Source organism: Dyella nitratireducens (genome assembly GCF_014642835.1).
In the GTDB taxonomy this organism is placed as follows: domain Bacteria; phylum Pseudomonadota; class Gammaproteobacteria; order Xanthomonadales; family Rhodanobacteraceae; genus Dyella_B; species Dyella_B nitratireducens.
Genome location: NZ_BMJA01000005.1, coordinates 253,008 through 274,604 on the forward strand (window position 1 = coordinate 253,008; position 21,597 = coordinate 274,604).

General features: G+C 62.4%; 18 protein-coding genes. 11 read left to right on the forward strand and 7 right to left on the reverse strand.

All coding sequences use genetic code 11. The annotated features are described in order from the left end of the window. Nucleotides 1–302 precede the first annotated feature (302 nt). Together IEX75_RS21420 and IEX75_RS21425 are read left to right on the forward strand one after the other, a co-directional pair. On the forward strand, nucleotides 303–596 hold the full coding sequence (locus IEX75_RS21420; RefSeq protein WP_188797591.1) for a YcgL domain-containing protein: 294 nt from the start codon (nucleotides 303–305) through the stop codon (nucleotides 594–596). 69 nt (nucleotides 597–665) lie between these two features. After that, nucleotides 666–4,106 carry an ankyrin repeat domain-containing protein gene (locus tag IEX75_RS21425; RefSeq protein ID WP_188797593.1) on the forward strand — a complete coding sequence of 1,147 codons (3,441 nt, stop codon included), beginning with the start codon at nucleotides 666–668 and terminating at the stop codon, nucleotides 4,104–4,106. Between the two features lie 85 nt (nucleotides 4,107–4,191). On the opposite strand, the gene IEX75_RS21430 is transcribed toward IEX75_RS21425, so the two are convergent. Both IEX75_RS21430 and IEX75_RS21435 read right to left on the reverse strand, forming a co-directional pair. Beyond that, complete coding sequence (locus IEX75_RS21430; RefSeq protein ID WP_188797595.1) at nucleotides 4,192–5,286, reverse strand: glycosyltransferase family 9 protein; 1,095 nt, start codon at nucleotides 5,284–5,286, stop codon at nucleotides 4,192–4,194. A 116-nt stretch (nucleotides 5,287–5,402) separates the two neighbouring features. Then, on the reverse strand, nucleotides 5,403–7,262 hold the full coding sequence (locus IEX75_RS21435) for a monovalent cation:proton antiporter-2 (CPA2) family protein (protein ID WP_188797597.1): 1,860 nt from the start codon (nucleotides 7,260–7,262) through the stop codon (nucleotides 5,403–5,405). Nucleotides 7,263–7,369: 107 nt separating this feature from the next. Here IEX75_RS21435 and IEX75_RS21440 point away from each other — a divergent pair, with 107 nt between their 5' ends. Next, nucleotides 7,370–8,155: a glutaminyl-peptide cyclotransferase gene (locus IEX75_RS21440; RefSeq protein ID WP_188797599.1), complete on the forward strand. Its 786-nt coding sequence runs from the start codon at nucleotides 7,370–7,372 to the stop codon at nucleotides 8,153–8,155. 70 nt (nucleotides 8,156–8,225) lie between these two features. Here IEX75_RS21440 and IEX75_RS21445 read toward each other — a convergent pair whose 3' ends face one another. After that, nucleotides 8,226–9,098 (reverse strand): LysR substrate-binding domain-containing protein, encoded by an 873-nt coding sequence (locus IEX75_RS21445; protein ID WP_188797601.1) that lies wholly within the window; start codon nucleotides 9,096–9,098, stop codon nucleotides 8,226–8,228. A 74-nt stretch (nucleotides 9,099–9,172) separates the two neighbouring features. Between IEX75_RS21445 and IEX75_RS21450 the strand changes: the two genes are divergently transcribed. Further along, nucleotides 9,173–9,772 (forward strand): DUF4865 family protein, encoded by a 600-nt coding sequence (locus tag IEX75_RS21450; protein WP_229721012.1) that lies wholly within the window; start codon nucleotides 9,173–9,175, stop codon nucleotides 9,770–9,772. A gap of 18 nt (nucleotides 9,773–9,790) precedes the next feature. Continuing rightward, on the forward strand, nucleotides 9,791–10,171 hold the full coding sequence (locus IEX75_RS21455) for a tautomerase family protein (RefSeq protein ID WP_188797603.1): 381 nt from the start codon (nucleotides 9,791–9,793) through the stop codon (nucleotides 10,169–10,171). A gap of 255 nt (nucleotides 10,172–10,426) precedes the next feature. Here IEX75_RS21455 and hemB read toward each other — a convergent pair whose 3' ends face one another. Further along, nucleotides 10,427–11,416 (reverse strand): porphobilinogen synthase, encoded by a 990-nt coding sequence (gene hemB / locus IEX75_RS21460; RefSeq protein ID WP_188797605.1) that lies wholly within the window; start codon nucleotides 11,414–11,416, stop codon nucleotides 10,427–10,429. 211 nt (nucleotides 11,417–11,627) lie between these two features. Here hemB and IEX75_RS21465 point away from each other — a divergent pair, with 211 nt between their 5' ends. The 4 genes from IEX75_RS21465 (at nucleotide 11,628) to IEX75_RS21480 (ending at nucleotide 16,071) form a co-directional block, all read left to right on the forward strand. Then, complete coding sequence (locus IEX75_RS21465) at nucleotides 11,628–13,151, forward strand: S53 family peptidase (RefSeq protein ID WP_188797607.1); 1,524 nt, start codon at nucleotides 11,628–11,630, stop codon at nucleotides 13,149–13,151. A 229-nt stretch (nucleotides 13,152–13,380) separates the two neighbouring features. After that, nucleotides 13,381–14,394: a glucokinase gene (glk, locus tag IEX75_RS21470; protein WP_188797609.1), complete on the forward strand. Its 1,014-nt coding sequence runs from the start codon at nucleotides 13,381–13,383 to the stop codon at nucleotides 14,392–14,394. Between the two features lie 143 nt (nucleotides 14,395–14,537). Beyond that, entirely contained in the window at nucleotides 14,538–15,221 is a 684-nt protein-coding gene (locus IEX75_RS21475; protein ID WP_188797611.1) for an HAD family hydrolase, read from the forward strand. A 70-nt stretch (nucleotides 15,222–15,291) separates the two neighbouring features. After that, nucleotides 15,292–16,071 carry an SEL1-like repeat protein gene (locus tag IEX75_RS21480; RefSeq protein WP_188797614.1) on the forward strand — a complete coding sequence of 260 codons (780 nt, stop codon included), beginning with the start codon at nucleotides 15,292–15,294 and terminating at the stop codon, nucleotides 16,069–16,071. 84 nt (nucleotides 16,072–16,155) lie between these two features. Here IEX75_RS21480 and IEX75_RS21485 read toward each other — a convergent pair whose 3' ends face one another. From IEX75_RS21485 to secB, 3 genes are all read right to left on the reverse strand, one after another. Continuing rightward, nucleotides 16,156–19,176, reverse strand: a complete 3,021-nt coding sequence (locus IEX75_RS21485; RefSeq protein ID WP_188797616.1) for a DEAD/DEAH box helicase — start codon at nucleotides 19,174–19,176, stop codon at nucleotides 16,156–16,158. An 85-nt stretch (nucleotides 19,177–19,261) separates the two neighbouring features. Continuing rightward, nucleotides 19,262–20,287, reverse strand: coding sequence for an NAD(P)H-dependent glycerol-3-phosphate dehydrogenase (locus IEX75_RS21490; protein ID WP_188797618.1), 1,026 nt, complete (start codon nucleotides 20,285–20,287; stop codon nucleotides 19,262–19,264). Nucleotides 20,288–20,310: 23 nt separating this feature from the next. Then, nucleotides 20,311–20,814, reverse strand: coding sequence for a protein-export chaperone SecB (secB, locus tag IEX75_RS21495; protein WP_188797620.1), 504 nt, complete (start codon nucleotides 20,812–20,814; stop codon nucleotides 20,311–20,313). Nucleotides 20,815–21,121: 307 nt separating this feature from the next. On the opposite strand from secB, the gene rpmB reads away from it, so the two are divergent. Both rpmB and rpmG read left to right on the forward strand, forming a co-directional pair. Next, a complete protein-coding gene (gene rpmB, locus IEX75_RS21500) occupies nucleotides 21,122–21,358 on the forward strand; it encodes a 50S ribosomal protein L28 (protein WP_026635436.1) in 237 nt (78 codons plus the stop codon). 12 nt (nucleotides 21,359–21,370) lie between these two features. Beyond that, the gene (rpmG, locus tag IEX75_RS21505) at nucleotides 21,371–21,538 is read left to right on the forward strand and encodes a 50S ribosomal protein L33 (protein ID WP_026635435.1); all 168 of its coding nucleotides are present in this window, start codon (nucleotides 21,371–21,373) and stop codon (nucleotides 21,536–21,538) included. The last annotated feature ends 59 nt before the right edge of the window (nucleotides 21,539–21,597 follow it).

Here is a 21,597-nt window from a genome sequence, read left to right on the forward strand (position 1 = left end):
GACGAGTCCGGCCCGGAAGGCCGGGTCTTGCCGGAAGGCTGCACGCCCCCTCGGCTCGGGTCATAGCGGGGCCGAACAGAAATTCATACGCGCGTTTGATACCCCTGGCGGGCACTCTGCCGGCTCAGGCACGGGCACGCAAGTGCGGTTGCAGCATGGGCTGGCAGGGGCACCGGGATGGAAAGATCGAAGGACAAGCATGCAAGACTGAAAGCTAGCGCAATGCGCTGTTCCTTATTCGCCATTCCCGATTCCCGCCCTGCTAACCTTCCTGCCCCTTACGACTTTTCGCGGGCATAGCCATGCATTGCTTCGTCTACGCCAGCCAGCGCAAGGCCGATACGTACGTATGGCTGGATCGCAGAGACCACTTCGACATACTGCCGGCGTCCCTGGCGCTGCTGCTGGGCGATCTGCGTTTCGTACTCGAAGTGGAACTGCATCCGGAGCGCCGCCTCCCGCACGAAGACGCAGAGGTGGTGATGCAGCACCTGCGCACGCAAGGCTGGCATCTGCAGTTGCCGCCACAAGAAACACTGGCCGCTCCCCCGGGCACCCCGGAGCAGTTGATGGAACCCAAGCGTCAGGACGAATAACGACGCCATCGGATGATTGTTAACAACAGATTACCGTCTGACGCTTTTCCGGTTTCTATACTCCCCCGCATGCCTACAAATAAACCGCGCCGCCCCTCCTCGTTGTTCATCTCGCTCGTCTGGTTTCTGCCTGGGTGGCTGTGCGCAGGCATCGCCGCACTGGGTGCGCATCCGATTACGCTGATTCCTCTGCTGCTGGCCAATACGCTGACCATGGCGGCGGTGTGCCACGCGATCGGTTTCGATCCGGAACCGGATTTCCTGCGTACCGTGATGCGCCGGGGTGCGGCCCATCTGACCATGTTCACCTGCTACGTCGCGCTGGTGTTTCTGCTGGTGGCGTGGCCGATGCTGAGGCTTACACAGTATCCCACCCTGGGCGGCAGCCTGATGCTGGCGGCGGCCTTGGTGGTGGCGTTGGTGGCGCTATGGCGCCTGTGGCCGGCTTTTGCATTGGTTTATGTGTGGGATGACGCCTACCCTGCGCACGGCCAGGGCGAAGGCTCCTGGCTGTTCACCGCCACCGCGCGCAGCGTGGCTTTCGGCCGGCATCTTTCGCGCGAAGAGCAATTTTTCAGCCATTTTTTGCCTAGCGCACTCGCGTTGTTGATCCTCGCATTCGCCGCGATTGCATTGAGCGGTCTTTACGGCGTGCTGCCATCGGAAATGCGTACGGCCGCGCTGGTGCTGTATGCGGTGCTGCTGGTGCCGCTTGGCTGCCTGGTCATCGCCAACCGCACATTGCGCGTGATGCTCTGCGAAAGCCGTCGGCCACGCCGGCAAGAACGGAGCAGCGGGGAGAAGGTGGAACCCATCCTCGCTCCAGCACCGTTGAGCGAACAGGAGCGCACCGCCGGCACACCCGAACAGGCGCAAGCCGTGCTTGCCGCCGCACGCAGCGGTGATGCGGCACGTGCGCTCGCATTGGTGGAAGCCGGCGCGGATCCAAATACCACGCCTGATGCCGGCGATCGCGACCAACGCCCGGTATTGATGCTGGCCGCGCTGCTGCCGGATACCCGCCTGCTGCGCGCCTTGATTGCCAAGGGTGCCGACGTGAATCGCGCCAGCGGCGGTCTTACGCCCTTGCTCGCCGCGACACGCGACAGCTGGCATGGCCGCGCCGAAGCCGTGATGACATTGCTTACCAATGGCGCCAACCCGCTGGCCACGGATGCCGATGGCAACACGTCATTGCACGGCGCCGTGCTCAGCGGCGAACCCAACGTGGCAGCCATGCTGCTGGATGCCGGCGCCGCCATCGATGCACTCAACAAGCATGGCGAAACGCCACTCTCGATCGCCTGTCGCGCTGCCAACTGGCCGCTGGTGCGCTTCCTGCTCGAACGCGGTGCCAAGACCGCACTGGCCAACGGCGAGCCGGCACTGGTCGCCGCGGCCGGCATTGCCGATGACGACGTCACCGGCGTGAAAATGCTGCTGAAACACCGCGCCACGGTGAATGCGGTGGACGCGCGCCAGCGCAGCGCGCTGATGATGGCTGCCGCCGAAGGGCATCAGCAGATTGCACGCGCACTATGTGCTGCCGGTGCCGACGTCAACCTGGCCGATCACCACGGCAGCACCGCCTTGATGGAAGCCGCACGCGCAGGCGCCGCGGGCGTGATGGAACTGCTCGCCGATGCACAAGCGGATGCCAATGCCCGCGACAAACATGGTCGCGACGCACTCACGCTCGCCTGCCAGTCGCCGCATGCACAGGTGGAAACGGTGCGTGCCTTGCTTGCGCTTGGCGCGGACCCCAAGGCCCCGGGCAGCGATGGCCGCAGTGCGCTTGACCACGCCGCCGCCAGCGGGCGCTGGGACCTGGTCGCGCTGCTTGATCCGGATACGCCGCTGCCCGCCAGCCTCGATCTGGCAGCCATTTCTGAAGGCGCAGACACACCTGCACATCTGCTTGACGCTTTGCGTTTCGGGCACTGGGCGATCGTATCCAGCTTTGCCGCACGGATACGCGACTGGCCGCAGGAGCAGCTTGCTCCGTTATTTCTGGAACTGACCGAACCTGGCTTGCGCACCGCGCGGCGCTGGCTGCTCGACCATGGATTGCCGGCGGAGGCCCGCTTGCAACCTCAACTGATTGATGAGCTCGACAGCGAGCATCCCACGCTGCCACCGCTCGGCCAGCGTCTGTTCGATGCCTCGATCGCACGGCTGCCGGAAAGTGCCGAAGCGATCGAAGATCTGCTCGATGCGGGCGCAAGCCCAGCCGGCGCAGGCTTGCTCGCGCAGGTGCTGAGCCGCTTGCAGCAGCCCTCTTCCACGTTGGCACTCGCCCTGCTCGAACGCGGTGCCGATCCGTTTGGCACAGACGAGCGCGAACGCACGCCGCTGCATCTGGCCACGGCCAATGGCCAGCTCAACGTGCTGCAGGCACTGCTCGCGCGCGGCTGCGATCCGAACCATCGCGACACCAATGGCCGCACGCCGCTGTTCGCCGCACTGGAACATGGCGCCGATGCACTGCCGCTGGTTCGTGCACTGGTCGCCCATGGCGCCGATGCCGAAGCGATGGATGCAAACGGTGAAACGCCGCTCGGCCTCGCATTGGAACATCCGGAGCTGGAGCGCTGGCTCGACTGGAACGGCTGGCAGCGTCCACATCGCCCACTGCGAGACGATGATTTGATCCAGGCCGCCAAGCAGGGGGCCGATACGGCGGTACGCCGCCTGTTGGAACTGGGTTTCCCCGTGGATGCCCACGATGCGCAGGGCGCCACACCGCTGCTGCACGCTTGCGGTGCTGGCCACCGCAACGTCGCCGCGGCGCTGATCGAGGCAGGTGCAGACATTGCCGCCAGCGCCAGCAACGGTATGACGCCGCTCGCTGCAGCCGTCGCAGCGCGGCGCGAAGCGCTGGTAGCGCTGCTGCTCGAACGCGGCGCCGTGGTGGATCAGCGTCTGCCGAACGATGCCACGGCACTGATGATCGCTGCCGTACAGGGTTATCCCGACATCGCCGAACGATTGCTCGATGCCGGCGCCGATGCCAATGCAGTCGACGCACGTGGACACAGCGCGCTACACGCTGCCTCGCAGTTTGGTTTCGAGCAGAACGACAGTTTGCGCGCACGCCGCCTGTTCGACGTGTTGTTGAAGCGCAAGGCCGATCCGAATCTGGCCGACGGCGAAGGCAAGACGGCATTGCTGTTGCTGCTCGGTGCGCATCTGCGTCCCGGCAGCGAGTGCGATGCCACGCATATCGGCGCACTCTTGCCGGTATTGCTCGACGCTGGTGCGCGCATCGAGCACGCCGATCAGCGCGGTGTCACGGCCCTGCATGCTTGCGCCATGCACGCCTTGCTGCCGCCCGCGCGCTTGCTGCTCGCGCGCGGCGCAGATCGCAATGCTGCGGACGCTTTTGGCCGCACCGCCGCGGACGTGGCAAGGCATCTGGGCCTGATCGATATTGCGCATGAGCTGGCTGCGCGTCATAGCGTGATTCCCAGCGTGCGGCAAACGCTGCGGCAGCCGGCGCAGCCGGATTGAATCATGAGTATGGCGATGTTGGGGTTTGCACCCCAACCTACCGATGCTGACGTAGGTTGGGGTGCAAACCCCAACATCGCCATACTCATCGCAATGAAGTAGGTTCCAACACTTGCGCCGCAGCCTTCTCTGCACGCAACTGCAACGCTAGCCACGCATCAATGACCTGCACCGGCGTGATCGCATCGACACGCGTACTCACCGGTGGGCCACCTAACACCTGCACCGCTTCCGGCACACGGCTGCGCGGCCGCCAATGCCCGGGCGATACGGAACCAAACATCACCACCAGCGGACATCCCATCGCCGCCGCAAGATGCGCAGGCCCGGTATCGACGGAAATCATGCTGTGTGCCACCGCCAGCAGGGCACGCATGCGCGGCAACGGCAGTTCTTTGGCGACGACCTCCACATCGGGCTGTGCCATCGCTTTGCGAATGTTTTCCAGGTAGCCGTATTCCGCGGATGATCCGCACAGGAGCACGCGCGCCTGCGGCAGTTGGATGCGAATGGCCGCAACGACGCCTGCCCAGTTTTCAATCGGCCACGACTTGTCATCGTCACTCGCCTTGCGCACACCGCTCCAACGGAGGGTGCGCTTGTTGGCAGGCTGCAGCAGCACGAGCGGACGGCCGGCGAGGCCACGCGCTGCCAGCCACCGATCGCATTCGGCACGTTCGGATGCACTGACGACGAACTCGGGCACGACACTGGTGGCACACGCCACATTCGCAAAACGATCGGCAAACGCGGTCGGCGTGGCATCAGCGAGTTCCAGCAGATGCTCGATCCAGTGGCCACCGGGTGTCAGCGGAATATCGTTGAGAAATACGCAATGGCTACGGGGAATGCCTGCCAGCTTCAACAGCGAATCAATGCGCTCCAAGGAGCGCGGTTGGGGTTCGCATACGTAAACCGGCACATGCCGCATGCGCCGCAGCGCAGCGATCGCACGCCATTGTTCGGGGCTCAGTGGCAGCGGCCGATGATGGGATCGCAGGGCGATCACTTCCGCGACATCAGGCTGCTCGCGATAGAGATCGATCGCATAACCACCGGCCGCCAACAGCGTGCAGGGTTGGCCATAGCGGGCATGCAGACGGCGCAACAACGGTTGCAGCAACAGCGTATCGCCGAGGCGGCCGAAGCGGATGACGAGCGGACGGAAAGGTATCGACATGCGGAGAAGCAGCGAGCACTCGTCATGATTTCACATCCGGCAAGCATGCGTGCCGTGCGCTTACGGGAAACTTACCGTATTTTCTTGCTATGAAATGGCGGACAGGTGCGCGCGATTCACGCGCCTCCCGTTCCCCGCTCCTCGTTGCCTGCCAGCAGTGGCGTATCGGCATCCGGCCCTTTTTCTGGCGGTGCCGGGGTCTGCGCATCCGCTTCGAACAGCCGGTCCAGGTCTTCCAACGCCTCGCGCGTGGTCTGCACCAGCTTGGCTTCGTCGTCGTAGACCAGATACTGCGCCTTGAGCAGCTCGGCATCCTTGCGGCGGAAGCGCTCGATCTCTTCCGTCGCTTCCTCGGCGCTCAAACCCAGCGCCTCGAGCGTTTTGCGGCTCATCTTCAAGCTGGAGAAAAACGTTTCGCGTACCGGTTCTTCTATCCCCAAATCCATCAAACGCCATACGTGCTGGCGATTGCGTGCACGGGCGATGATCTTCAAATGCGGATACTGGCGGCGTACCACGCGTGCCACGCGCAGGGCCGATTCCGCTTCATCCGTGGCAAGCACGAACACCTCGGCCTTGTCAGCCTGCGCTGCGCGCAATAGTTCGGGGCGTGCGGGATCGCCATAGAAAATATCCCCGCTGGTGCCGAAGCGATTGGCCAAGTCGAGCTGTTCCACCGATTGGTCCAGCGCCACGAAGGGAATTTTCCGCGTGCGCAAGATGCGCGCGACGATCTGGCCCATGCGGCCGTAGCCGGCGATGATCACGCGCGGATGATCCACGGTGATGGTGTCGAAGGGCCGCTGCGGTGCCTGTTTTTTCTTGGCGCCGATCAGTTTGGCGGTGGCCGCCACCAGCAGTGGCGTCAAGCCCATCGAGAGAGTGATAGCGAGTACGAGCACAGCGCCTTGCTGGTCGGCGATCAAATGCCGCTCCATCGCCTGACGCAGCACCACGAAAGCAAATTCGCCACCGCTAGCCAACAGTACCGCGAGCCGCAAGGCATCCACGCGGTTGAGGCCGCCAAGCACACGGCCAAGCGGCCACAGCAACACGCCTTTCACCAGCAAGAGGCCGAAGGTAAGGCCCAGCACGATCAGCGGCATTTGCAGCAGCAGATTGATCTGCATCGACATGCCGACGCTGATGAAGAACAGACCCAGCAACAGGCCCTTGAACGGCTCGAGGTTGGATTCCAGCTCGTGGCGGTATTCCGAGTCGGCCAGCAATACACCAGCAAGGAACGCGCCGAGCGTTACCGAGACGTTGAGGTTTTCCATCAATAAGGCCGTGCCCAGCACCACCAGCAACGCCGTCGCGGTGGATACCTCGGTCGATTTGGCGCGCGCCACGAAGCGGAACACGGGGCGCAGCAGATAGCGGCCGCCGATCACCACCGCCACGATCACCGCAGCCGTACGCGCCACCGCCATCGGATCGACGCCATGATGCGATGACGTTGAAGCCAGCAGCGGTACGGCCGCAATCAACGGAATCGCCGCCAGATCCTGGAACAGCAGAATGGCGAAGGATTGCCGGCCATAGGCCGTCGACGCTTCCTTGCGCTCAGCGAGAATCTGCAAGCCGAACGCGGTGGACGACAGCGCCAGGCTGCCGCCGACGATCGCCGCCGCGTTCGGCGCGAGGCCGAAAGCGTAAGCGATGCTCCCCACGGCCAAACCGCACACCAGCACTTGCAGCAATCCGGTACCGAATACGGCATGGCGCATCACCCACAGGCGCCGTGGCGACAGCTCCAGGCCGATCACGAACAACATCAGTACCACGCCGAACTCGGCGATATCGCTGGCACGACTGGGCTCGGCAACCAGATGCAGCTCCGCTGGGCCGATCACGACGCCCGCGAGCAGATAACCAAGCACGGCACCCAGGCGAAAACGCTTTGTGATCGGTACCGCAATCACCGTAGCGAGCAAGAAGATGACCGCCGTTTCCAGAAAGTGTTGGCTGCTCACGCGTCCTCCGCCTGCAAGTTCCTGCGAAACATTATTTCACGCACTGGTCCATGGATGGGGAGTACGCGGCTGACGCCCTCATATCTCGCATGCGATCATCCGGCCCCATGAAACCGATCACTCGCTTGCTCGTCCTTCTCGCGCTGATGCTGGCGTCGTCCGTTTATGCGCAAAACAGCATTCCCATCTACGGCTACCAAGTGCTGCACACCTATCCGCATAGCACCAAGGCGTATACGGAAGGCTTGTTCTATCTCGACGGCTATCTCTACGAGAGCACCGGCACGACGGGCGAATCGTTCATCCACAAGCTGGACCTCAACACCGGCAAAGTGCTGCAGCAAGTGGAGCTGTCGCCACCCGATTACGGCGAAGGCATCGTGGCGTTCAAGAACCGCCTGATTCAGCTCACCTGGCAATCGCAGCGCGGTTATATCTACGACTTGAAGAGCTTCAAGAAGATCGGCCAGTTCAGTTATCCCGGCGAGGGTTGGGCGCTCACGACGGACGGACATCGCATCTACATGAGCGACGGCACCGCAACGATCCGCGTGCTCGATCCGGAAACGCTCAAGCAGGTCGGCAAGATCGACGTGACGGCATTGGGCCGCCCGCTGGTCAATCTCAACGAGCTGGAATGGGTGAAAGGGAAAATCTACGCGAATGTGTGGCTGACCCAGAACATCGTGCAGATCGATCCGAATAGCGGCAAGGTGGTTGGCGTGATCAACCTCACCGGGCTCGCTCCTGATCCGAGTGCCTTGGCCGATCCCAGCAACGATGTGCTCAACGGTATTGCCTACGACGAGAAGCAGGATCGGCTGTTTGTCACCGGCAAGCGCTGGCCGTCGATCTATGAGATCAAGCTGACGCCGCCGAAGTCCGATCATTGATGTAGGTTGGGGTGCAAACCCCAACATCCGGCATGCTCATGTTTCTCGATGTTGGGGTTTGCACCCCAACCTACGTAGTAGCCAGTCGCTGCAGGATAAGCTCGGCCAATCGCATCACCGCGGGTGTCGATTCCGCTTCGCTGCGATAAAGCGCCAGTCCAAGCTGCGGCAATGCCGGCAAAGCGGCTTCTTTCGCCTCCATCGTGCGCAGATCGGCAGGCACACCAAGCGGCGTGCGCACGCTGATACCCAATCCCGCTTTCACCGCCGCCCAGGTTCCGGCCAGGCTCGCGCTGGTGAAAGCAATGCGCCAAGCGAGACCTGCGCGGTCCAATGCATCGATAGCCGCCGTGCGCATCAGGCACGGCGCATCCAGCATCACCAGCGGAATCGGTTCGCCAGGCTCATAGGGAAGCTGCTCGGCAGCTACGCCGATCCAGCGCATCGGCAAGGTTTGAATATGCTGCCTGTGTGGCGTGCGCGTATCCGTTTCCCAGGCCAGTGCAAGATCGAGACGGCCGGCCTCCAGTGACTGCAGCAACACGGTATTGCGTGCGATGTGCACTTCCACACGCAACCTGGGGTGCGCGCGCTTGAAGCGTCCCAGCACTTCGGGCAGCACGTTTTCGCCAAAATCTTCCTGCATGCCCAGTCGCACGCGTCCTTCCAGTTGCACACCGCGCACGGCGCTGACCGCTTCATCGTTCAGTTCCAACAGTCGACGCGCATACCCGAGCATCACCTCGCCCGCCTCGGTCAGCACCATGCCGCGCCCGGCTTTGCGCAACAGTGGCGTGCCAGCCTGGTCCTCCAGCTTTTTCAGTTGCGCGCTGACGGCGGAAGTGGAACGGCTTAGGCGATCGGCGGCCTTGGCAAAACTGCCCAGCTCGATGCCCGTGACGAAGCTGCGCATGACGTCCAGATCGAGGTGAAGGCGGTTCATGGAATCATCCAGTTTTTCAGGATTATTAGTTCATAAATTCCCGATTTTAAGGATTATCCTGAGCCAGTAGTCTGATGCTCGTCAAGCCTGCCAAGGAGATCGCCGTGATCACCATGCAGTACCGCATCACCCTGCCCGCCGATTACGACATGACGATCATCCGCAAGCGCATCGCCGATCGCGGGCATCTCACCGACGACTTTCCGCAACTTGCGTTCAAGGCCTATCTCTATGCCGACCGCAACGAGCCCTACGCCACAGGCCGGGAGAACCGTTACGCGCCGTTTTATCTGTGGCATGACACGGAAGGCATGAACGCCTTTCTCGGCGGCGCAGGCTTTGGTGCCGTTATCGACTCGTTTGGACGGCCAGTGGTGCGCACGTGGTCGGTGTGGCATGCGGAAACGGCACCTGATCTTTCCATCGCCACTTATGCAACCTGCGAAACCGCGTCAATCACCGAGCCTATGGCGCTGGGTGCCTTGCGCGATGCAGAGCTGGCGAGCGTTCGCGCCGATGTCGCTGGCGGCGCACTTGCCGCGGTCAGCGCCTTCGACCCCACCGGCTGGACGATGATGCGCTTTCGTCTGTGGCGCGACGCCATCCATGCTTCCAGCGACGCTGTAGACGTTTATCGAGTCGGCCACGTGTCGCAACCTTCCTCAAAACACTAAGCCATCAAGGAGCATCCCATGCCTCTCGTTCGCATCGCTCTACGCCGCGGCAAGTCGCCTGCGTATATCGCCGCACTACGCAACGGCATCTATGCTGCCATGCGCGAAAGCTTCAACGTACCGGAAAACGATCGCTTCATCCTGGTCAGCCAGCATGATGCCGATGAGTTCGATTACGACCCGAATTATCTTGGTATCGCGCGCACCGACGATCTGGTCATCGTGCAGATTGCATGCAACAACACGCGCACGGTGGAGCAGAAGCAGGGGTTTTATCGGAGTGTGGTGGAGAAGCTGACGGCCGATCCCGGCTTACGGCCGGAGGATGTATTTATCAATTTATTGGAAACGGCCAAGGAAAATTGGTCGTTTGGAAATGGAGTTGCACAGTACGCGTGATTGCGTAGGCTTGGGTGCAATCTTTATATTTTTTGACCTGCGAAGCGTCGTTCGCGGAGAAAAAAGCCAGTCTTGCCTCAACGTCATTCCGGCGAAGGCCGGAATCCATCGCGAATACGAAGCATGGATTCCGGCCTTCGCCGGAATGACGACTCGCTCTGAAACGGTATTAACGCGAACTTCGGTTCTTTCCGGAATGACGAAAAACGTGGGGATACATCAGGGTGCAACCCACAACCTACGGTAGCGTGATCGTTACTCGCGCAACCACCGCGCAGCATCGATCGCGTAATACGTAAGAATCGCATCCGCCCCCGCACGCTTGAACGCCGTCAGTGTTTCCAGTACCACCGCGCGCTCGTTCAACCAGCCATTCTGCGCCGCGGCTTTCAACATCGCGTATTCGCCGCTCACCTGGTACACAAAGGTTGGCATGCCAAAGGCATCCTTCACACGGCGCAGCACGTCGAGATACGGCAAACCCGGCTTCACCATCACCGCATCGGCGCCTTCGGCGATATCCAGCTCGACTTCGCGCAGCGCTTCATTGCTGTTGGCGACATCCATCTGATACGTGTGCTTGTTGCCTTTGCCGAGATTGGCGGAAGAACCGACCGCATCGCGGAACGGCCCATAGAACGACGAGGCGTACTTGGCGGAATAGGCGAGAATGCGCGTGTGGATGTAGCCGGCATTTTCCAGCGCCTCGCGAATCGCGCCGATGCGGCCGTCCATCATGTCGGAGGGCGCGACGAAATCCATGCCTGCTTCGGCCTGCGCCAGCGACATCTTGATCAGCGCGTTGACAGTGGGCTCGTTCATCACGTAGCCGTGTTCGTCGATCAGACCGTCCTGGCCGTGCGTGGTATACGGATCCAGCGCCACATCGCCAATTAGGCCCAATTCGGGATGTTTTGCCTTCAGTGCGCGCGTCGCACGCTGCATCAAGCCTTGTGGGCTCCATGCTTCGGCGGCGTCTTCGCTTTTTGCGGAGGCGTCCGGCGAGGGAAACAGCGCCAGCGCGGGAATACCCAGGCGCACACATTCGCCGGCCATTGCCAGCAAACTGTCGATCGACACCCGTTCCACACCGGGCATCGACGGCACCGGCTCGCGCTTGCCTTCGCCTTCGATCACGAAGGCCACCATGATCAGGTCGGAAGGCTGCAGCGTGTGTTCGCGCATCAATGCGCGTGAGAAAGCATCGCGGCGCATGCGACGCATGCGGATGGCGGGGAAGTTCATGGGGATGTCTCGCGCAAAAACTACACCTAGTTTAGCGCCAGCATCGTGACGGCGTTGGCACAGAACGCCGCAGCCTGATGGCTCAATGGGTGAGATGCATCGGTTCAACAATAAGCACCGTAGTTAAACGCCGAACTGTTTATGCGCAAGTTCGACACATGTTGTGTGCCATCTTTGATGGCGCATGTCCCCTCTCATTAGGAGCTGCGTCATGATCCAGCATGCCAAGCGTCCGTCGCACTGGACCTCCCCCGAAGGCATGAAGTACCTGGGCCCGCACGAGGGCACCGAACCGCTTGATGTCACTGTTGTATTGCGCCGCCGCTCAGATACCGCACCCACGCCGGCCGAATGGCCCAAATCACCGCGCTTTCCTCGTGGACAGTTCGGCGATCACTACGGTGCCAATCCTGCCGATATTGAAAATGTGCGTGGTTTTGCGCACACGCATGGCCTTACCGAAACCGGCTGTGAGGCACATCGCCGCGTCTTGCACCTGCGTGGCACACCGACACAGTTGGAGCAGGCATTTGGGGTGACGCTAGGCAAATACCAGATCGACGATCGCCAATTCGTGGGATGCGGCCATGCGCCTACGCTGCCACCCGCGGCCATCGCCGTGCTGGGCTTGGATCGGCGGCCGGTAGCGCGGCCGCATGTCCGCGTGCCGAATGCGCAGCCGAATACGTATTACACCCCGCTGCAGCTCGGGCAGCTGTACAACTTTCCTGCCGGCACGGATGGCACGGGGCAGACCATTGGCATCATCGAGTTGGGTGGCGGCTATACCAGCACCGATCTCAGCCAGTACTTTTCGAACCTGGGGATCAGCAAGCCGCCGAATGTCGTGGCTGTTTCAGTGGCCGGCGGACAGAACCAGCCCGGCGGCGGCGATGCCGATATCGAAGTGACGCTGGATATCGAGGTGTCCGGTGCGCTCGCACCCGGCGCGACCATCGCCATGTATTTCGCGCCGAATACGGATCAGGGTTTTTACGAAGCCATTTCGCAAGCCGCGCACGACACGACGAACAAGCCGTCGGTAATTTCGATCAGCTGGGGCGGCCCCGAAGACAGCTGGAGCAGCCAGTCGCGTGATGCCATGGAAACGGCCTTGCAGGATGCGGCGGCGCTTGGCGTGACGGTGGTTACCGCGGCGGGCGACAACGGCTCCAGCGATGGTGCAACCGACGGCCAGCCGCATGTCGACTTTCCTTCTTCCAGTCCTTACGCACTGGGCTGCGGCGGCACCACGCTGACGGCCAACGGCCAGACCATCCAGAGCGAGGTGGTGTGGAACGAGACCGCCAGCAATGACGGTGCAACGGGTGGCGGCGTCAGCATCGAATATCCCCTGCCAACTTGGCAGCAAAACGCGAAGGTACCCAACGCCCCCAGCGGCAGCACCGGGCGTGGCGTGCCGGACGTTTCCGCTAACGCCGACCCCTTGACCGGCTACGAAATACTGGTCGGCGGCCAGACGCAGGCTGTCGGCGGCACCAGCGCCGCGGCACCGCTGTGGGCAGCCTTGCTGGCGCGGATCAACCAGCAACTGGGCAAGCCGGTGGGCGACGTGCATGCGGCGCTGTACCAGATCGATGAATCGGCGTTCCGCGATATCACGCAGGGTAATAACGGGACGTATCAGGCGGGCCCGGGGTGGGATGCGTGCACGGGGTTGGGTAGTCCAAATGGGCAGGCGTTGCTGAGTGCGTTGTCGGCGCAGCAAGGTTGATGGCATAGCAACGCCTGCCGGAGAAGCTGCAGAAAGACTCAAAGCTGTCGTCCCGGCGCACGCCGGGACCCAGTGACTTCGCTTGCGAATCAACACGCTGGGCCCGGGCTTTCGTCGGGGCGACGATAGTGAATTTTTTCACAAGCTTGGGGAGAGGAAGCCGCTCGCGATGCTGGACGAATCCGATGACAACGGGCAGTCTTGTCAGGTTCGCTACCCTGGATTCCCCATGGATCGCTCCATCACCTCACCCACTCTGCTGGCCGATCTCGGCGGCACCAACGTCCGTTTCGCCCTTGCCGATGCCGCATCATCCTCGCCGCTGCTGCTGGACAGCGTGCGGCGTTATCGCGTGAAGGATTTCGACACGCTGGCCGATGCCATGCGCCAGTACTTCGCCGACACCGGCCATACCGCCACGCAGTCGATCATCGCCGCTGCCGGCCGCATCGCCAACGGCGAGACGGTGAAGATCACCAACAATCCCTGGGCGGTGTCTGCGCATGGCCTGGAGGCGGAACTGGGCTTCGAGCGCGTGCGGTTGGTGAACGATTTCGCGGCGCAGGGCATGTCGATTCCGCTGCTCAAAAGAGATGAGCTGCAAGCCGTCGGTACGGTGATGCCACCGGAGCACAACCACAAATCCACGCAGACGTTTGTCGTGATGGGTCCAGGCACGGGCCTCGGTGTGGCCGGCCTGCTGCTCCGCCACGGCCACTGGATCGTGCTGGAAACCGAGGGCGGCCATTCCGGCTTTGCGGCGCATACCGCCGAAGATGTGGAGATTCTGCATCGCTTGAACGCGCGCTTCGGCCGCGTCTCGAATGAACGCATGATCTGCGGCAACGGCCTGGTGAATCTCTACCTTGCCCTGGCCGATATCGCCGGCCAGCCCGCCGAGGAATACACACCCGAGGACATCACCGCGCGCGCCACCGACAGCAGCGACCCGCTGTGCGTGCGCACGGTGGAAACGCTGGCCGGCATTTTCGGCAGCGTGGCCGGCGATCTGGTGCTGAGCCTGGGTGGCTGGGATGGCGTGTACCTGACCGGCGGCGTGCTGAAAATTCTGATGCCCTGGCTGCAGCGCGGCGGCTTCCGCGAGCGCTTCGAAGCCAAGGGCCGCTTCCGCGACACGATGGAACATGTGCCGACTATCGCCATCATGCATCCGGAACCGGGTTTGCTCGGTGCGGCGGCGCTGGCTGTGCTGGAATCGGGGCGTAGCTTGCCAAATATGTAAATCCCCCACATTCGTCATTCCCGCGAGAGCGGGAATCCAATGTGATCTGATGCAGAAACAAAGATGGATTGACCGGCATTCGCCGTTGTAAAGCGCCTCCGCTTTCGCGGGAATGACGGCCTCAGGCAGTTATGAGGATCACCATGCCCCGCTCGAATACCGCATTTCTGTTTGACCTCGACGGCACCCTGATCGACAGCGTGTACCAGCACGTGCTGGCCTGGAAGGAAGCACTGGATGAGGAAGGCGTCGTGCTGCCGGTATGGAACATTCACCGCAAGATCGGCATGAGTGGCGGCCTGTTCACCAACATCCTGCTGCGCGAAACCGGCCTGGACATCACGCCGGAACGCATCGAGCGCCTGCAACAGCGGCATGCGGAAGCCTTCAATCGCCATCACACCCAGGGCTCGGTGCGGCCGCTGCCGGGTGCACGCGAGCTGCTTGAGTTTCTCACCAAGGAAAAGATTCCCTGGGCGATCGCCACCAGCGGCCGCATGCGTACCGCCGCGCACAACCTCGCGGCGCTAGGCGTCGATCCCAACCAGGTGCCGGTGGTCACGCGCGACATGGTGCGCCACGCCAAGCCCGATCCGGACTTGTTCATCGCTGCCGCCGAACGGCTGGGTGTGGATATTCATCACTCGCTGGTGATTGGCGACAGTATCTGGGACATGCTGGCGGCCCAGCGTGCGCGAGCTTTAGGCGTGGGGCTGCTTTCGGGTGGCTACGGCCAGGATGAGCTGCAACGCTCCGGTGCGTTCCGTGTCTATGACGATCCGGCCGACCTGCTCAAACATATCGACGAAGTGGCTGCCCGCGACTGATCGCAACGATGTCATCGAAAACCGCCCCGGGCCGTTATGGCTCTTTGGGGAAAATGATTCAGGTAGGGGTATGTTCAAACCATCGTTATTGGCTTTAAGCACGCTCGCCGCAGGCCTCTTGTTCACTGCGGCCGCGTCGGCGCAATCCTCGGCGCCGGGTATCACGATCAATGGCGCGAAGCCCGATGCTGCGCAATACCAGCCCGCTCAGGACAATTCGAATTCGCCCGTCTCGGACAAGGATATCTATTGTCCCACCGCGCTCGAGCCGATCCTGCCCGCCGATTACTATGCCTGCGAAGCGCGTTCCGCCTCCGGGCATGAGAATTACAGAAAGATGGCGGACATGCTGGAGGAATCCGCCTATTGGGCCAACAAGGACGCGCAGTACGTGCTCGGCCTGATGTACTTCAACGGCGATACCCCGGACGTGCCGCAGAATCGTCCGCTGGGCCTCGCCTGGCTGGCACTCGCGGCGGAGCGCAAAAAGCCGCAATACCAGCTGGCCTATGCCACGGCTCGCAGCAAAGCCACGCCGCAGGAGATCCGGCAGGCCCGCACGGTTTATTTGAAGTTGCGCCAGAAGTACGCCGATCACATTGCCGCGCCGCGTGCGATCCAGCATTTCAATCATGCCATCCAGTCGATCGACGATGCCGCGCGCAGTGGCGGCATTGTTTATCTGCACGGGTTCTCACCTTTTCCGCAAAGTGCGTTTGCCATCGCCAACAAATTGCATGACCAGGCAGACACTGATTTCAGCGACGTGCATGGCACGGTGGTGGTCGGCAAACCGGAGTGGGTGCAAGCGAAGCCATTGGATACACCGCAAGGAAGTGATGCGAAATAGCCGTAGCTTGGGGTGCAAACCCCAACATTGCCATGCATCCATGGAGCGCGATGTTGGGGTTTACACCCCAACCTACCTAGCTACTTAGCCGGGCGCCAGCAGTGCATCCAGATCAGCCTGATCGAAACTCAGCTTCTCGCGCGTACCGCCACCTTCCAGCACTGCTTCGGCAAGCTCCGCCTTGCGTGCTTTCAGTTCTTCGATGCGCTCTTCCACGGTGCCCGACGTAATCAGGCGGAACACGAACACCGGCTTGTCTTGCCCGATGCGATGCGCACGATCGCTGGCCTGCGCCTCGGCCGCGGGGTTCCACCACGGGTCGTAGTGAATGACCGTATCAGCGGCGGTGAGGTTGAGACCGACGCCGCCAGCTTTTAGCGAGAGCAGAAACAAGGGCACATCGCCTTCCTGGAAGCGCTGCACCGGCTCAGCGCGATCACGCGTTTCGCCTGTAAGCATCACGTAGCGGATGCGGCGCCGCTCCAAATCATTCGCGATCAGCTTGAGCATCTCGGTGAACTGCGAGAACAGCAGCACTTTGCGGCCTTCGGCGAGCAATGCGGGCAGCATGTCCATCAGCAATTCAAACTTGGCGGAATCGCGCACGCCGCGCGCGGCCTCCAGCTTGACCAAGCGCGGATCGCAGCAAACCTGACGCAGCTTGAGCAAGGCATCGAGCACCACGATGCCGCTGTGGGCGATGCCGCGCTGGGCAATCACTTCACGCAGTTCATCGGCCAGCGACAGGCGCAAGCTTTCGTACAGCTCGCGCTGGCGGCCGTCGAGCACCACGCGGCGGGTGATTTCGGTTTTGGATGGCAGTTCTGCCGCGACCTGTGCCTTCGTCCGGCGCAGAATGAACGGTGCGAGCCGACGGTTGAGGCGCGCCTGACAATCTTCGTCGCGCTGCTTTTCGATCGGCACGCGGTAGTGGCGGCGGAATGCACCTTCGTCGCCCAGCAGACCCGGTACGGCGAGATCCACCTGCGACCAGAGTTCGCCCAGATGATTTTCCAACGGCGTGCCGGTGAGACAGATGCAGCGTGGCGCGCGCAAAGTGAGTGCGGCGCGGCGTGCTTGCGTGCGCGGATTCTTCACCTGCTGCGCCTCGTCGAACACGATCAGCGAGAACGGCTGCTTGCGCAGCGTCACCACGTCGCGCGGCAGCAAGGCGTAGCTGGTGAGGATGATGTCCTGGGCGGCGATTTGCGAAAAATCGCCGCTGCGTTGCGGACCATGCAGCGCCAGCGCGCGCAGGGACGGTGCGAAGCGCCCGATTTCCGCCAGCCAGTTTGGAATCAGGCTGGTGGGCACCACGATCAGCGCGGGCTGCTGCAAGGCGCCGCGTTCTTTCAGCGCCAGCAAATGCGTGATCAGTTGCAGCGTTTTGCCCAGGCCCATGTCATCGGCCAGCACGCCGCCGACACCGGCTTCGGCCAATGCGTTCAACCAGCGCAAACCTTCGCGTTGATAGGGGCGCAATTCAACGGTGAGGCCTTCGGGAATGGCATCGCTTGCACGTTCGGCCGCATCGCGCAGGCGCGCGGTGAACCCTCGCAATTGCTCCGGCGCCTGCAGCTCACCGCCAGCCGGCAACGCTTCAACGATTTCCTCCAGGCGACCGGCCTGAACGCGCGGCAGATGCAGTTTTTTCTTCGGCTTTTCGAGGTATTCGGCGAGCGGCGCCAGCAGACCGCGCAGTTCTTTCAGGCGCACCGGCACACGACGGCGCTCATCGACCGGCGCGTACCACACGGCATCCTCGGGCTCATTCGGCGCGGGGCTGAGATTGAGCTGATGCTCGGCTAGCGCCTGTGCTACGGCGGGCAACAGATTGCGACGCTTGCCTTCCACTTCGATGCCGATTTCCAGATCGAAGGCATGGTCGTCGGCATCTTCCACCGCGTTGCCGTACCAACGCACCGGGCCTTCGAGCACTTCGAACGGAAAACTTGGCGCGTACTCGAGCAGAAAACCTTCCGCTTCGAGTTTCGGACGCAGCGCAAGCCAGCGTGCCGGCGTGTTCACTTCGAGTGCGCCAGCGTGGCCCTTGCCGGGGAACAGCCAGGCGTCCTCCGGCAGCGTGTCGGCCAGATCCCAGGGCAGACCTTCGGTATCCACACCCAGCGTCAGGCCGGCGCGCTCCAATTGCTCCATCGTGGACAGTTCTTCGGCGCGCTTGCGGGTGATTTCCACCAATTGGCCGTTACGCACGCGGCGCACCAGTGGCTCACCGCCGCGTCCGGGCAGGCGCTCCCCGGCGTAGTCGAAGGCCAGGCGTGCGTAGGCCAACGGCGGTGTGCCGGCGGCCAGACGTGCATGCCGCGTCAGTGCGTGCAAGGTCAGCACCGGCTTGGGCGCGAGTTCGGCACGACGCAGCTCGTCGAACACCTGCGGCTGCGGGATGCGGTGCGCCAGGCGGCTGGACGGCAATGCGCCGCGCAAGAGACGACTGTATTCGTGCTTGAGCGGCGGCAGATCCAGCCAGTGTGTTTCTTCCGGATCGGCTTCCAGATGGCCCAGTTCGGCCCGCTCTGCATCCAGGTACCACAACCCGTCAATGCGCAGCAGGCGCTGGCTATGCGGCAACGCCGGCAACAAGCGCTGGCTGCCGTCCTGTTCCAGTTGCCAATGCCAGTTCAGTTGATGCGATCTACCGCGTGACAAGCGCAGGCCGGCGAGGCCGCCGAGGAAGCAGGGCGCGGTATCCAGCATCTCGGCCAAGAGTGCGTTGCCTACATGGCCAGACAGACGCGCGTAACTGCGCGACTTGCGCAACGCCTGCGGCAGGCCGAGCACGGTGGTGGCCAGCCGTTGCTCGTGCAGCGTCAGTATGGAATGGGAAAGCATCTTGCTTTCCAACGGAGCCGGCCGTGTGAAACGGCCGTGCTCGCCAGGCGCCAGCAGTACCGGGGCTGAGTCCAGTCGCGCAAAAGGAGCGCCATCTTCCGGCATCACCTCGAAGAAGAAACCGAGCACGACATGCTCGTGCGCTCCGGCAACAGCAGGTTTGCCGAGCAGCTTGCGCCACACGCCGGGTAGGCTTTCCTCGCGCTCCTCATGGGCGGAAGGATCGCCGTGCTGGTTCTCGTCCGGTAGGTGCATGCGCATGCGATCCCTGGGGCGATCAAAACCTTGAGCTTAGCAGCGATTCGGGTGCGCGCGGGTACGCGTATGCATCACAAAAAGCTCAATGCGTTCCGAACAAGCCTTGCGGGTATTCCGGCTTTTGCTCGCGCGCCATCAGCGCCTTCATGCCTTCGACCGGCGTCACTTCGCCGTGCAGCACGGCACGCACGCCTTTGCTGATCGGCAAATCCAGGCCGTGCTTGTCGGCCAGACGCACGACTTCATTGGCCGTGACCACGCTTTCGACCACTTGGCCGATCTGCGCCACCGCCTCATGAATGCCGATGCCCTGTCCCAGCGCCAGACCGAGGCGCCGGTTGCGCGAGAGATCCCCGGTGCAAGTCAGCACCAGATCGCCCAGGCCGGACAGGCCCATCAGCGTTTCCGGCTTTGCGCCCAGAGCTACGCCCAAGCGCAGCATTTCGTTCATGCCGCGAGTGATGAGACCTGCGCGGGCATTCAGGCCGAGCTGCATGCCATCGGCTACGCCGGTAGCGACCGCCAGCACATTCTTCATCGCACCACCCAGTTCCGCGCCCAGCACGTCCTTGCCGGTATAGACACGGAAGTTCGGCGCATGCAGCAAGTTGGCGAGATGTTGTGCGAAGGCTTCGTTCTCGGCATGCACCGTGACCGCGCTGGGCTGGCCGGCGGCCACCTCACGTGCAAACGAAGGACCGGTGAGCACGGCTGCCGCCCGTCCCGGCAGCCTTTCGGCCACCAGTTCATGCAGGAACCGCCCGGTCCCCGGTTCAAAGCCCTTGGTGGCCCAGGCGATGCTGGTGCCTGGATCGAGCAACGGCGCGATCTCGTTCAGCATTTCTGCAAAGGCATGACTGGGCACCACGATCAACAGCGCGGTGGCGCCACGCACTGCCTTGGCCAGATCGGGCTCAAAAGCGAGCCCCGATGGCAACTCCAGATCCGGGAGGTAGCGCTGGTTGCGATGGTTGGCAGCCATCGACGCCAAAGCCGCCGCATCGCGTCCCCACAGGCGAGTGGGCACGCCGTTGCGCGCGGCCAACGTGGCCAGAGCGGTGCCCCAGGAGCCAGCCCCGAGGACAGCCAGGATCGGCTGGTCGGTCATGTCAGGACCTGTTCGCTAGACTTTCAGCTGTTGAGCGTCGGCGCTTCGCCACCGCTGCCCATGCGGCGCTGCTGTTCGGCGTACAGGGCCTCGAAATTGATCGGCTGCAGCAGGAACGGCGGGAAGCCGCCTTCTTGCACCAGTGAGGAAATCACCTGGCGGGCATAGGGGAACAGCAGGTTCGGGCAGTAGCTGCCGATGATGCCGGCCTGGTCGGCCTCGGTGAAGCCCGCGATACCGAACAGGCCCGCCTGCTGCACTTCCGCCAGATAGGCGGTGCGCTCGTTGATGGTGCAGGTAAGGGTCAGGGTGAGCACCACTTCATACAGGTCGCTGCCCAAGCCGGTCGCGCGCTGCGACAGGTTGAGCTGCACCTGGGGAGCCTCGGTGATTTCACCGATTTCCTGGAAAATCTGCGGCGCATTGGGCGCCTCGAAGGACACGTCCTTGACGTAGATCTTCTGCAGCATGAGCTGCGGCTGATTGGCCTGACCAGCACCCTGGCCGTTGGCGGTGATATCTACCATGGGTATCCCTCGATTCAATAAGGCAAAGCGCGCGCGGCGCAAAGGAGGGGAATTGTTCCATACATCCCCGTCTGTCGCCATGTCGGCGAAAGCCGCAAAAGTGGTGACAGATTGCACACTCGCCTGTTTTTACGGGATAATGCACGGCTCGCCCCTGTCGACCCGGCCTACCGGGCATGTCCGCAACGCGATGCGGACCTTACGACCAAGCGACCCGCAACACCCTCCAGCATCGCGTGGCGCACAGCGCCGCTGGGCCGATGTCGCCCTGGCCAACGGGCGGTTTACAGAATCTACGGAGGTCATCATGGCCCGTGTATGCCAAGTCACCGGAAAGGGTGTGCAGACCGGCAATAACGTCTCGCACGCCAACAACAAGACCCGCCGCCGCTGGTTGCCCAACCTGCATGAGCGCCGGTTCTGGGTTGCCAGCGAAAACCGCTGGGTAAAACTGCGCGTCTCCAACCAGGCGCTGCGCACCATCGACAAGAAGGGCATCGAGGCCGTGATCGCCGACCTGCGTGCCCGTGGCGAAAAGATCTAAGGAGCTTAAGTCATGTCCAAGAGCAAGAGCGACAAGATCCGTTTGATCTCTTCGGCCGGTACCGGCCACTTCTACACCACGCAGAAGAACAAGAAGAACACTCCGGACAAATTTGAATTCAAGAAATACGATCCGGTCGTGCGCAAGCACGTGATTTACAAGGAAGGCAAGATCAAGTGATCCACCGTCAGGTGAATCCTTCCGGTGAAAACCAGGATCTATTGAAAACCCGTCCTCAA

Coding starts and splice junctions, on each gene's coding strand:
- IEX75_RS21420 (WP_188797591.1), top strand. CDS start 303: ATGCATTGCTTCGTCTACGCCAGCCAGCGCAAGGCCGATACGTACGTA.
- IEX75_RS21425 (WP_188797593.1), top strand. CDS start 666: ATGCCTACAAATAAACCGCGCCGCCCCTCCTCGTTGTTCATCTCGCTC.
- IEX75_RS21430 (WP_188797595.1), bottom strand. CDS start 5,286: ATGTCGATACCTTTCCGTCCGCTCGTCATCCGCTTCGGCCGCCTCGGC.
- IEX75_RS21440 (WP_188797599.1), top strand. CDS start 7,370: ATGAAACCGATCACTCGCTTGCTCGTCCTTCTCGCGCTGATGCTGGCG.
- IEX75_RS21445 (WP_188797601.1), bottom strand. CDS start 9,098: ATGAACCGCCTTCACCTCGATCTGGACGTCATGCGCAGCTTCGTCACG.
- IEX75_RS21450 (WP_229721012.1), top strand. CDS start 9,173: ATGCTCGTCAAGCCTGCCAAGGAGATCGCCGTGATCACCATGCAGTAC.
- IEX75_RS21455 (WP_188797603.1), top strand. CDS start 9,791: ATGCCTCTCGTTCGCATCGCTCTACGCCGCGGCAAGTCGCCTGCGTAT.
- hemB (WP_188797605.1), bottom strand. CDS start 11,416: ATGAACTTCCCCGCCATCCGCATGCGTCGCATGCGCCGCGATGCTTTC.
- IEX75_RS21465 (WP_188797607.1), top strand. CDS start 11,628: ATGATCCAGCATGCCAAGCGTCCGTCGCACTGGACCTCCCCCGAAGGC.
- glk (WP_188797609.1), top strand. CDS start 13,381: ATGGATCGCTCCATCACCTCACCCACTCTGCTGGCCGATCTCGGCGGC.
- IEX75_RS21475 (WP_188797611.1), top strand. CDS start 14,538: ATGCCCCGCTCGAATACCGCATTTCTGTTTGACCTCGACGGCACCCTG.
- IEX75_RS21480 (WP_188797614.1), top strand. CDS start 15,292: ATGTTCAAACCATCGTTATTGGCTTTAAGCACGCTCGCCGCAGGCCTC.
- IEX75_RS21485 (WP_188797616.1), bottom strand. CDS start 19,176: ATGCACCTACCGGACGAGAACCAGCACGGCGATCCTTCCGCCCATGAG.
- IEX75_RS21490 (WP_188797618.1), bottom strand. CDS start 20,287: ATGACCGACCAGCCGATCCTGGCTGTCCTCGGGGCTGGCTCCTGGGGC.
- secB (WP_188797620.1), bottom strand. CDS start 20,814: ATGGTAGATATCACCGCCAACGGCCAGGGTGCTGGTCAGGCCAATCAG.
- rpmB (WP_026635436.1), top strand. CDS start 21,122: ATGGCCCGTGTATGCCAAGTCACCGGAAAGGGTGTGCAGACCGGCAAT.
- rpmG (WP_026635435.1), top strand. CDS start 21,371: ATGTCCAAGAGCAAGAGCGACAAGATCCGTTTGATCTCTTCGGCCGGT.